The 11,678-nt window shown below is 48.0% G+C and carries 10 protein-coding genes and 1 pseudogene; 4 read left to right on the top strand and 7 right to left on the bottom strand.

Annotation, left to right across the window (positions count from 1 at the left end; genetic code table 11):
- The first annotated feature begins 383 nt into the window (after positions 1-383).
- Complete coding sequence (gene trpB, locus HMPREF3093_RS00665) at positions 384-1,595, top strand: tryptophan synthase subunit beta (RefSeq protein WP_070755130.1); 1,212 nt, start codon at positions 384-386, stop codon at positions 1,593-1,595.
- A gap of 51 nt (positions 1,596-1,646) precedes the next feature.
- Here trpB and HMPREF3093_RS00660 read toward each other — a convergent pair whose 3' ends face one another.
- From HMPREF3093_RS00660 to HMPREF3093_RS00640, 5 genes are all read right to left on the bottom strand, one after another.
- The gene (locus HMPREF3093_RS00660) at positions 1,647-1,835 is read right to left on the bottom strand and encodes a hypothetical protein (protein WP_070755129.1); all 189 of its coding nucleotides are present in this window, start codon (positions 1,833-1,835) and stop codon (positions 1,647-1,649) included.
- A 12-nt stretch (positions 1,836-1,847) separates the two neighbouring features.
- Positions 1,848-3,893, bottom strand: a complete 2,046-nt coding sequence (locus HMPREF3093_RS00655; protein ID WP_070755128.1) for an FtsX-like permease family protein — start codon at positions 3,891-3,893, stop codon at positions 1,848-1,850.
- Between the two features lies 1 nt (position 3,894).
- Positions 3,895-4,653 (bottom strand): ABC transporter ATP-binding protein, encoded by a 759-nt coding sequence (locus tag HMPREF3093_RS00650; protein ID WP_023391891.1) that lies wholly within the window; start codon positions 4,651-4,653, stop codon positions 3,895-3,897.
- Between the two features lie 125 nt (positions 4,654-4,778).
- Positions 4,779-5,771 carry a sensor histidine kinase gene (locus tag HMPREF3093_RS00645; RefSeq protein ID WP_070755127.1) on the bottom strand — a complete coding sequence of 331 codons (993 nt, stop codon included), beginning with the start codon at positions 5,769-5,771 and terminating at the stop codon, positions 4,779-4,781.
- Entirely contained in the window at positions 5,761-6,447 is a 687-nt protein-coding gene (locus tag HMPREF3093_RS00640; RefSeq protein ID WP_023391893.1) for a response regulator transcription factor, read from the bottom strand. Before HMPREF3093_RS00640 ends, HMPREF3093_RS00645 begins: the two co-directional genes overlap by 11 nt.
- Before the next feature lie 249 nt (positions 6,448-6,696).
- Between HMPREF3093_RS00640 and HMPREF3093_RS00635 the strand changes: the two genes are divergently transcribed.
- Positions 6,697-6,897: a cold-shock protein gene (locus tag HMPREF3093_RS00635; RefSeq protein ID WP_070755126.1), complete on the top strand. Its 201-nt coding sequence runs from the start codon at positions 6,697-6,699 to the stop codon at positions 6,895-6,897.
- 51 nt (positions 6,898-6,948) lie between these two features.
- Here HMPREF3093_RS00635 and crcB read toward each other — a convergent pair whose 3' ends face one another.
- Positions 6,949-7,305: a fluoride efflux transporter CrcB gene (gene crcB, locus HMPREF3093_RS00630; RefSeq protein ID WP_070755125.1), complete on the bottom strand. Its 357-nt coding sequence runs from the start codon at positions 7,303-7,305 to the stop codon at positions 6,949-6,951.
- Positions 7,306-7,396: 91 nt separating this feature from the next.
- Positions 7,397-8,326 (bottom strand): hypothetical protein, encoded by a 930-nt coding sequence (locus HMPREF3093_RS00625; protein ID WP_070755124.1) that lies wholly within the window; start codon positions 8,324-8,326, stop codon positions 7,397-7,399.
- 195 nt (positions 8,327-8,521) lie between these two features.
- Here HMPREF3093_RS00625 and HMPREF3093_RS00620 point away from each other — a divergent pair, with 195 nt between their 5' ends.
- Positions 8,522-9,715, top strand: coding sequence for an acetate/propionate family kinase (locus HMPREF3093_RS00620; RefSeq protein WP_070755123.1), 1,194 nt, complete (start codon positions 8,522-8,524; stop codon positions 9,713-9,715).
- A 273-nt stretch (positions 9,716-9,988) separates the two neighbouring features.
- Positions 9,989-11,620 (top strand): annotated as a pseudogene (locus HMPREF3093_RS00615) (PTS transporter subunit IIBC); the annotation flags it as partial.
- Between the last annotated feature and the right edge of the window lie 58 nt (positions 11,621-11,678).

The raw sequence follows: 11,678 nt of genomic DNA, 5'->3' as shown, positions 1-11,678 counted from the left end.
AAGCGACAGATGAAGACTAAAGCCTAGTCAGATAAGACCAGCCCCAGCTTTCAATCGAGAGCTGGGGCTTCTTATTTTGAAAATTTAGGCTTGCATTCTGAGAAAAAAGGTGTATAATGAGAATCAAATGAGAGAGAAGGAGGGCATTCGCCATGACATTTACTGCAACTCAAAGTTGGCAAAGCTGGCATAGATAAGTTGTGTGTATGTTCTGGAACATAGATGCAACTTTTAGCGTGGTCTAAGATGCATCTATGTTGGCGAATTTGTTCCCGATCAGGAGATTAAGAGCCGCATAGTCGCTACTATGTGGCTCTTTTTGTATCTTAGCTAGCTTTGACTTTTGATCAGATAGATAAGCAAAATTAGAGGAGGAATCCCTTATGACACAAGCATTAAGACAAACACCAACAGGCTTTTTCGGAGAATTTGGCGGCAGCTATGTGCCACCACTTGTACAAGAAGCCCTAGACCAATTAGCGCAAGCCTATGACCGCTACAAGGATGACCCAGAATTTCTGGCTGAATACCATCATTATCTCAAGGACTACTCTGGCCGTGAGACCCCGCTCTACTATGCGGAGAGTTTGACCCAACATTTGGGTGGGGCTAAGATTTACCTTAAGCGTGAAGACCTCAATCACTTGGGGGCCCACAAACTCAACAACGTCATCGGGCAAATCCTATTGGCTAAGCGTATGGGCAAGAAGAAGGTCATAGCTGAGACCGGCGCTGGTCAACATGGGGTGGCGACTGCGGCAGCAGCTGCCAAGTTTGGTATGGAATGCGATGTCTACATGGGCGCTTTGGACGTCGAGCGTCAGCGTCTCAATGTCTTCCGCATGGAAATGCTGGGGGCCACCGTCCATGCCGTGCAAGAAGGGGAACGAACCCTCAAGGAAGCCGTTGACGCAGCCTTTGGCGCATGGATTCAAGGCATTGAGGACACCTTCTATGTCCTAGGTTCTGCTGTAGGCCCTCATCCTTATCCTTCCATGGTCAAGGACTTCCAGAAGGTCATTAGTCAAGAAGCTCGCCGTCAGATTCTGGAAAAAGAAGGGCGCCTGCCTGACATGGTCATTGCCTGTGTGGGGGGCGGCTCCAATGCCATTGGAGCCTTTGCTGAATTCTTACCTGATAGCCAGGTAGCCCTAGTGGGGGTTGAAGCAGCTGGTCATGGTCTCCAGACCGACCGTCATGCGGCGACCTTGACCCTGGGGACTGTCGGGGTTGTGGATGGCATGAAGACCTACGCTCTCTTCAATGAAGATGGCTCAGTGATGCCAGTCTATTCCATCTCGCCTGGACTGGACTATCCTGGGGTAGGGCCAGAACATGCCTATCTCAAGGATGCTGGTCGGGCTCAATATGTGCCAGCAACGGATGCCGAAGCTGTTCAGGCCCTCTTGCTCCTGACCCGTCTGGAAGGCATTATTCCAGCTATTGAGAGCTCTCACGCCCTAGCGGAAGTCATTAAACGTGCTCCTCAGATGTCACCTGATCAAATCATTATCGTCAATGTCTCCGGTCGTGGGGACAAGGACGTGGCAGCCATTGCCGACTACCTGCAAGCTCATCCAGAACTCAAATTATAAGCTAAAAGAGACAGACCTTCTAAGGGGTCTGTCTCTTTTGCTCTAGTGCTATTAAGTCAAGAGGAGATGGGCTAGGCCAAGCGCTAAGATTCCAGCTGTCATCAGGGCCAATTTGCCGCCTAAGTGGGCCAGCCAGATGTGAAGGCTGAGCTTGATAAAGACTAGCAATCCTAAGACTAGTGAGAGGAGGCAGAGGGCTAGGAACTTGATAGCGCGTGGAATTTGAAGTAAGCGGCTCATGGCTAGGACCTCCTAACTCTTGCTGGAGACAATCTTCTCGTAGCTACGTGAAGTAATCAAGAAGACTAGGAAGTAGAAGAGGGTGATGGCCAGGGCGGTACCGATGGTTGGCAGCAAGATATCTTCTAAGCGCATAGCGGAAATCAAGCGCAGGATTAGACTCATCATGTGATAGGCACCCGCCAGGTGGCAGAGGGCCAAGATAATTGGGGCGAAGAAGACCACAGTGATTTGCTTGCGGATGGTCTTGTGGATGGCTTGCTTGGTCAGACCGACCTTTTGAAGGATTTCAAAGCGATCCGCATCTTCCAGGCCTTCAGAAATTTGCTTGTAGTAGATGGTCAAGGCTAGGCCCAGTAGGAAGATAGCTGCTAGGAAGATGCCGATGAAGAAGATAGAACCAATCATCTGCATGTAGGAGTCGCGGATTTCCGCCTTAACCAGGAAGGAAGCATTAACGGGAATGCCTTCATCAACATGCACGACCTTCAAAACATCTTCTAAATGCTCGGCAGAAGCCAGTTGTTGGTCGCGGCTAGCCTGGCTATTGGCATAGACCGTGTAACGACTAATGAAGTTGGTGCCTGCTAGCTTGTCTTGGATGACGGACAGGTCGGAGACAACTAAGAGGGTCCGGTGATCAACGAAGTTCATAGTGAAGTCTGGTGCCTTAGTCTCCAAGAGATTAGAGGTCAGGTGTTCTTGAATCTGGAAGCTTTGGCCAGACACTTGGATTTCCTGATTCTTGCGATCGGCCGAGCTGGCTTGATTGTCGAACCAGAGCACTTGGTTGGCTGCCAATTGATAGTTTTGGCCACTTAAGTGATTATAGTCTGCTAGGCTGATAATATTGAGGGTGGCACTTTCCTTGTCAGGATTATCATGTTTGACCATGCCAGTCTCGCTGTCGACATGAACTTCTTGTCCGGTAAAATCATGGCCATGGAGTTTACCCATGACCTGGATGTAGTGGGTATGATCCATGTCCGCTAGGTCTAATTGATATTTCTGACCAAATTGACTTAAGGTCTCTTCTAGTGTCTTGCTCGCATCCGCACGAGGAAACTGATAGGAGTAGTTGATGCTGAGGTTATAGTCATTTGGGTAGAAGCGGTTAATGGCTGATTCGGTCCCTAGGAAGAGGGAAATCCCCGCTGATAAGGTCACCAGCGCCATGGTGGAGAGTAGGCAGATGGTTGCCAGTCCAACCCCATTTTTACGCATACGGAAGATCAGGTTAGAGGTGGAAATAAAGTTCTCTGGCTTATAGTAGTAGGACTTGCGGCCTTTGAGGAACTTGAGCAGGGTAATGGAGCCCGCCTGGAAGAGCAGGTAGGTCCCAGCTGTCACTAAGAGGACCGCCACGAAGAAGACCATGATGGCAGCCAGGGCATTTTCAATGCTTAAGGCCAAGTAGTATCCATAGCCCATGAGGCCTAAGCCAATTAAGGCGATGAACCAGGTAAAGCGGCCCTTCTTCTCCCCGCGTCGACTTTCGCGGACTAACTGCAGGGGCTTGAGCCGGAAAATCCGCCAGCTATTGATGACAATTAGGCTTAAATAGAGTAGGAGGATTAAAGTCAGACAGGTCCACAAGTACTGGGGCTGGAACTTGGTATCTAATTCCAGGCTCAAATCCATAATCCGTTGATAGAGGGCCAGAATCAGGCGGTTGACCAGGACACCACTGGCAATCCCAACTAGGGCCGACAGGCCACTGAAGACGGTAATTTCAATCCACATGAGGGAGAGTAGGTGGCGGCGCTCAAGGCCTAGGATGCCGTAGAGGCCGTATTCCTTGGTTCTTTGCTTGAAGACGAAGCCGTTAGCATACCAGATAATGGCGGCCCCGGTAATGGCTAGGATAATCATGCCAAGAGCCAGAACGGTCACGATGGAAGGACCTCCCCGCAGGCTAGAGAGGCTAGGATTAAAGGCCAGGGTGATGAAGTTATAGAGGAGGGCCACCGAGGTCACGAAGGCCAGGGCGAAGGGGCCATAGAGACGATAATTCTTGCGTAGGTTGGCCAGCGCTAAGGGAAAGAGTACTTTGCTCATCTTACTCACCTCGACTTGCCATGGCGGTCAGGGTGTCACTGATTTGTTGGAAGAAGGCGGTGTCGGTCTTGTCCCCGCGGAAGAGTTGGTGATAGAGGATACCGTCGCGAATGAAGAGGACCCGCTTAGCCTTGCTAGCAGCCGTCGTTGAGTGGGTGACCATGAGGATGGTTTGGCCCTGGCGGTTAATGGCTTCGAACTGGTCCAGGATCATGGCCGAGGACTTAGAGTCTAAGGCACCTGTTGGTTCGTCGGCTAATAAGAGGGAAGGTTGGGTAATAATGGCCCGGCCAATGGCTACCCGCTGTTGTTGCCCGCCTGATAATTCATAGGGGAACTTGTCTAAGAGGTCGCCAATGCCTAGCAGGTTAGCGACCGGCTTAACCCGGCTATCCATTTGCTTGGCAGGTTGGTTGGAGAGAACCAGGGGCAGGATCATGTTGTCCTTAACGGATAGGGTATCTAAGAGGTTGAAGTCTTGGAAGACGAAGCCCAGCTCATTACGGCGGAAGGCCGCCACATCGGCCTGCTTAATGGTAGTGGTGTCTTGACCGTTGAGATAGACCAGGCCCTTAGTTGGCTGATCTAAGAGGGCCAAGATATTGAGTAGGGTGGTCTTACCAGAACCTGATTCCCCCATGATGGCCACATATTCACCTGCTTCGATTGAAAAGTGAATATCCTTGAGGGCTTGGACGGCTTGGCCGCCAAATCGTGTATGATATGTTTTTTGTACGTGTTGAACATCTAGTAAAGTCATGTCAGTCACTCCTTCTTGAGTTATTTGATAGTTTCATTATATAAAACCGGAAATTGCCTTACCTTAGCTTTGGCTTGCAATTTCCGGTTTAATCTTACATTATTGTCACTTTGGCAGTGACTGACTTAATCTTGGGCTAATTGGGCTTGATTCAAGTCCAATTGAACTTGCGTTCCTTGGCCCACTTGGGACTTGAGGGTCAGGCCAATGCCCAGATTGGCGGCGATGGCCTTGCAGAGGTAGAGGCCCAAGCCAGAGGATTGCTGGGAAACCCGGCCGTTAAAGCCTGTAAAGCCACGCTCGAAGACCCGAGGAATATCCTGGGCTTGGATGCCAATGCCTGTGTCGGCAATAGTCAATATACCCTCTTGGATACTAATCTTAATGGTCCCTTGCGGGGTGTATTTGATAGCATTAGACAGGAGTTGCTCCAGAATCAGCTCCAACCACTTGCGGTCGGTCACATAGACATAGTCCAGTCCTTCCAATTCCAGGGTCAGGGGCTTATGGATAAAGAAACTGGCGTATTTTTTGACCACTTGATTAACCAGGTCCTGAATCTTGACCGATTCTATCTGCAAATCTTGGTGGAAGGTATCCATACGCAGATAGTGTAAGACCAGGTCGACATATTGGCTAATCTTGAAGAGTTCCTGTTGCAGAAGGGGCCGGAGGGGGCCCGTTGGATCCAGTTGCTCGACCAGGAGTTGGGCAGCCGACAGGGGTGTTTTAACCTGGTGGGCCCAGAGGGTATAGTAATCCAGTTGTTCATGGTAGTTGGCTTGATAGGCTTGCTGGGCTTGGAGCAATTGGTGGTGAGCTTCTTGCAGGCCCTGCCAGATAGTCTGCTCAGCCAAAGTAGAATTGGAGTCCTTAAGATGGTGCTGGTGATTGGTCAGCTGTAGTTCAACCCGTTGAGTGTGGCGCCATTCCTTCCAGGCATCTAGGCCTGCCAGGGTCACTTGTAAGACCAGGCTTAGGATCAAGATATAGAGGGCAAGGTCCTGGTATAGCGGAAAGGCAAAGGCCGAAATCAGCAGTAGACCGTCCTGAAAGAGGCTGCTAACTAGGAGCCAGCGGCGGTTGCGCAGCCAGGATAAGAAAAAGTTAGGCTTCATGAGCAGTCACCAGGCCGTAGCCAATTCCTTTCTTGGTGTGGATGAAGTCCTCCAGGCCCACCCCTTCTAATTTCTTACGGAGACGGGCCATGTTGACACTAAGGGTGTTGTCGTCGATGAAGACTTCACTGGACCAGAGTTCCTGCATGAGTTGGTCGCGGCTGACATAGTGGCCAGCTGAGGCGAAGAGGACCCGCAGAATCTGGAATTCGTTCTTGGTTAAATCGACCAAGTTACCCTGGTAGTGGAGTTGGGTGGTCTTGAGATTGAGCATGGCCCCGTGATACTCGGAAAATTCTGTCTCGGCGGTCAGCTCATAGGCCCGACGCATGAGGCCTTGGATTTTGGCTACCAGGACCATGCTGTCAAAAGGCTTGGTAATGTAATCATCTGCCCCCATATTGATGGACATAACGATTTCGGTGGCTTGGTCATGAGAGGACAGGAAGAGTATGGGGACATTGGAGACCTTGCGGATTTCCTGGCACCAGTAATAGCCGTTAAAGAGCGGCAGGGTGATGTCTAGAATGACTAATTGGGGTGAGGTCTGGAGATAGAGGTCCAAGACCTTATCAAATTCCTGGACTAGGATGACCTCATAGTGCCAGGTAGCCAGGATATTTTGGATGGATTGGGCGATAATAGGGTCGTCTTCGACCAGTAGAATCTTATACATGGGAGCCCTCCTTTGCTTCTATTATAGTGTAGCATAGGTCGCCATAAGCGCCAAGTCTCAAGGGGGACAAGGAGAAATTTGCCAAAAAGTAGCTAAATCCTAAAATAAATAGGCAAAAAGACTTTACTTTTGGAACTTGTTCCATTATAGTATCAGAGTGGTAGATTAATTAAGAAAATGATTAAGATGCATTGCTTTCTTCTTGATTATTTAAATGATGTATTACATAGAAAAATAAGGAGGAAAGTCATGTTAAACGGTACAGTGAAATTCTTTAACGTCGATAAGGGCTTTGGCTTCATCGCCGGTCAAGACGGAGTCGATGTTTTTGTACATTTCTCAAATATCCAAGCAGATGGTTTCAAGACTTTGAATGAAGGCCAAGCGGTCTCCTACGATGTCCAAGAAACATCGCGCGGTTTGCAGGCCATTAATGTGGTTGCTATCTAATTGATATAAAAAGAAGGCTGGAAGCTCATTAGCTTCCAGCCTTTTGGTATTTTATAGCTTGCCTAAGTAGTAGCCCAGGGCGACACAGGCTAAGCCTAGAACTAGGCTGCTGGCCATATAGAGCAGGGCTTGGGAATAGTGGCCCGCCTGCAGGAGCTTGAGATTCTCCAAGCTGAAGGTGGAGAAGGTGGTAAAGCCACCGCAGAGACCGGTGATAAGCAACAACTGATCGCCTGGGAACCAGGCTTGACGCCCTAAGCGCGCACTCAACCAACCAATCAAGAAACTACCGGCTAAGTTGATGGCCCAAGTCTTAAGCGGAAAGCTGCCCTGATAAGGCAAGAGCCCTAGCAAATAGCGCAAAATAGCCCCCAAGGCGCCACCGACACCTACTAATAAAAAATCCATGTCATCACCTCATGGCTAACAGTATAACAGACTACTAGGCTTGAGGAAAGCGAAGAAAAAGACTGGGAGCTAGTCCCAGTCTGTTAAACATTTATGGATTGACAACATATTCTGACATGACATCTTCTTCACCTTGGCCGTAGTTGCCAGCGAAGTTTGGAGTTACCAAGGAGATGGTGCCATTCTTGTTGTGGAAGAGATAGTAAGTATAACCGAATTGACGCTCATTCCCGTTGACAATGGCTTGCGGAATGAGGCGGGTATTGACCTTAACGGTCCGGATACCAGAACCATCTGCTGAGTAAACCCGAATTTCTTTGGTTGGGCCGTCGACTACTTGGAAGCGATAGGTGTTTTGCTTGCTATCGTTGAGGTAGTTGAAGGACATGGTGTAGTTGGTGAACTCTAAGCTATAGTCACTTGGCATATTAACTGTAGTCATATGATAGGTCAATGGGCTTAAATTCTTGGTGTCCACCCGATAAGGAGCCTGATCAGCAGGCACTGCCTGAACGGTATTGTAGTCAGGTTTTTTGGTGCCAGACTCCAAGTACTCAACATAAGGCGTAGATGGATCTGGTTTTTGACGAGTGTTAGTCGCTAATTTAGGGAAAGCTAGAGAAATGGTCCCAAATTTGTTATAGAAGAGGTAGAACTGTTGGCCTAGAATGGCTAGGCCATTGCTTGGGTCGCTAGTTACCGTTACCCGAGTGTTAACATAAATGGTCCGAGTTCCTTCTTCAGGGTAGGCAGACTGAAGTTGGATGGTCTGGGTTGGGATTTGTTCAATCGTGACAGAATATCTGGCAGCGTTTGAAATCAAGGTATTAGTCGCAGCGTCTAGCTGGAAGGAATCAGGATTGTAACCTAAATCAACGGCTGGACGTCCATAGGTACGGTTGCCAAGATTCTCTACAGGTACTCCATAGATGTAATCATCTTGGGCGGATGCTTGGCTGAGAGGTAGGTTCAGTCCTAGCACCAAACCTAAGGCCAAAATAAGCTTAATAAATCGTCGCATTCTTATTACCTCCTTAATGCGAATTGAAAACGTATTTACCTTATGTTCCTATTATAAATTTCTAGTCAAATAGATTCAAGGAAAAAAAGTTGACTTTTTTGCGTTTTTCTAATGTCTTTTCTATGCAAAGGCTTGCCAAGGGTGCTATAATAGGAGTATCGATTATTTAAAACTCAGAATGGAGCGATTAAGACCATGTCAAAAACAATGGCGATTAACGCTGGTTCTTCAAGCTTGAAGTTCCAATTAATTGAAATGCCACAAGAAACGGTAGTTGCAAAAGGTTTGGTAGAACGGATTGGTTTGGACAACTCAATCTTCGCAATCGAATACGGCGACGACCAAAAATTTGAACTTGTAGAAGAGATTGCGACCCACGACCGGGCAGTTGAACTCTTATTCGAACACTTAACCGAATTAGGGATTGTCAAAGACTACCACGAAATCACCGGGGCAGGTCACCGCGTCGTAGCAGGGGGCGAACTCTTCAAGGAATCTGCCTTAATCAATGATGAGGTCATCCAACAAGTGGCTGACTTAGGCGAATTTGCACCGCTCCACAACCCAGCGGAAGCTGCGGTAATGCGCGCCTTCAAGGAACGTTTACCAGAAATCACCATGGCAGCTGTCTTCGATACTTCTTTCCATACAACCATGCCAGCGGTTAACTACCTCTACAGCTTACCATACGAGTACTATGAAAAATTCAAGGCTCGTAAATACGGGGCTCACGGGACTAGCCACCACTACGTAGCACGTCGTGCAGCTGAAATGATGGGTAAAGACGTCAAAGACCTCAAGATCATTACCTGCCACTTAGGGAACGGGGCTTCTATCACCGCTGTAGACGGCGGGATTTCTGTTGATACTTCTATGGGCTTCACGCCATTAGCAGGTTTAACCATGGGGACTCGTACTGGGGATATCGACGCATCTTTAGTGGCCTTCGTTATGCAAAAATTAGGCATTAGCGATGTAGCTGAAATGGTTAATATTCTCAACAAGAAGTCAGGTCTCTTAGGGATCTCTGGCGTATCAAGCGATATGCGTGACATCTTATCAGCAGCTGAGCAAGGTAACGAACGTGCCCAATTGGCTCATGATATCTTCGTCAACCGTATCCAAAAATACATTGGTCAATACATTGCGGTCATGAACGGGGTAGATGCTATTGTCTTCACTGCCGGGATTGGGGAGAACTCTATCCAAATCCGTGAGGAAGTCATCAAAGGCATCACCGTCTTCGGTTGTGACATTGATACTGAACGTAACAACACACGTAAAGAAGCCATCATCTCACCAGAAGGTGCTAAGGTTACCGTCCTTAACGTACCGACTAACGAAGAAATGGAAATCGCGCGCGAGGTTGAGCGCCTAAAACAAGCTTAATAAGAGCATGACAAGGACTGGGCCAGGGTGCCCAGTCCTTTTTTTGTCGCCATATCAGCAGGCAATTTGGCAGTTTTTATGATACCGATATCAATCGTAAAACTTTCCCTTTATGAGCTTTACTTTTAGACTTGTAAACGCTAATATATAAGTGTAAGTACGTGTTGGAATCTTCATGTCATTATTATTGATTGTCACTTTGCCAACTTGAGATTCCGACAACATGTGCGAAGGGTAGAGAGACAATTAGCACTTATAGAAAGGAGACACAAGATGAAAAAATTCTTGAGTTTTGAGTTCTGGCAAAAGTTCGGTAAAGCCCTCATGGTCGTTATTGCCGTTATGCCAGCAGCTGGTCTTATGATCAGTATCGGGAAAACCTTAGCGATTAGCTTTGCGTCTATTCCATTTTTAGTTACTACCGGTGGTGTCTTAGAAAACATCGGTTGGGCAATCATTGTTAACTTGCACATTCTCTTCGCGCTTGCGATCGGGGGGAACTGGGCTAAGGACCGTGCGGGCGGTGCCTTCGCAGCAGGTTTGGCCTTCATCCTCATTAACCGTATTACGGGTGCAGTCTTCAACGTGAGCGACAAGATGCTCTTAGATGAAGCTTCTACCACCCATACCTTGTTTGGTACGCCAATCATGGTTAAAGGTTTCTTCACCAGCGTGTTGGGTGCACCTGCACTTAACATGGGGGTATTCGTAGGGATTATCTCAGGTTTCTTAGGGGCTAACGCCTACAACAAGTACTACAACTTCCGTAAGTTGCCTGATGCCTTGGCCTTCTTCAACGGGAAACGTTTCGTACCGTTTGTAATTATCTTATGGTCAGTGATTACTTCTTTAGTAATGGCAGTTGTATGGCCATTTATCCAAATCGGGATTAACAACTTTGGTCTCTGGATTGCGACTTCGCAAGACTCTGCACCAATTGTGTCACCATTTGTCTTCGGGACCTTGGAGCGTCTGCTCTTACCATTCGGTCTCCACCACATGTTAACGATCCCAATCAACTACACCGACTTAGGTGGGGTTTACCAAATCCTGTCTGGTGACAAGATTGGTGAAATCGTTCGCGGTCAAGACCCACTCTGGTTAGCATGGGCATCTGACTTAGCTCACTTCCGCAACATTGGCGACATGTCTCAAGTCGACCACATTTTGAAAAACTGGACTCCAGCTCGTTTCAAAGTGGGTCAAATGATTGGTTCTATGGGGACCCTCATGGGCTTGGCTTTCGCTATGTACCGTAACGTAGATAAGGATAAATTGGCTGAATACCGCACCATGTTTATCTCTATCTGCTTGGCTGTCTTCTTAACAGGGGTAACCGAGCCAATCGAGTTCCTCTTCATGTTCGCGGCAATGCCATTATACTTGGTATATGCAGTGGTTCAAGGGGCATCCTTCGCTATGGCAGATGTCTGGCCATTACGTGTTCACTCCTTCGGTTCTATCGAGCTCTTAACTCGTACACCGATGACCATTCAAGCAGGTTTGGCTATGGACTTAGTTCGCTTTGTTGTAACAACTGTAGCCTTTGCTGTGATTATGTACTTCATCGCTGACTTCATGATTAAGAAGTTTAACTTTGCAACTCCAGGCCGTAACGGGAACTACGATTCCGGTACTACCGACAGCAAAGATTCAGGTGAAGCAAAACCAGCCGATGAACAAGTAACCACCATCATCGAACTCTTAGGTGGTCGCGAAAACATCGTGGATGTTGACGCCTGCATGACCCGTCTACGTGTCTCTGTTAAGGATCAAAGCAAGGTTGGTTCTGAAGAAGCTTGGAAGAAAGCCGGTGCTATGGGCTTAGTCCTCAAAGACACTGGGGTACAAGCTATCTACGGTCCTAAAGCCGATGTCCTCAAATCAGACATCCAAGACGCTTTAAGTCATTAATCATTTCAAAAGGTTGAAAGAGTGGCTCGCACCACTCTTTGACCTTTTT

Source organism: Abiotrophia sp. HMSC24B09 (genome assembly GCF_001815865.1).
GTDB lineage: Bacteria > Bacillota > Bacilli > Lactobacillales > Aerococcaceae > Abiotrophia.
Note: the sequence above shows the minus strand (reverse complement) of the source record. Positions and strands in the feature narration are given on the sequence as shown.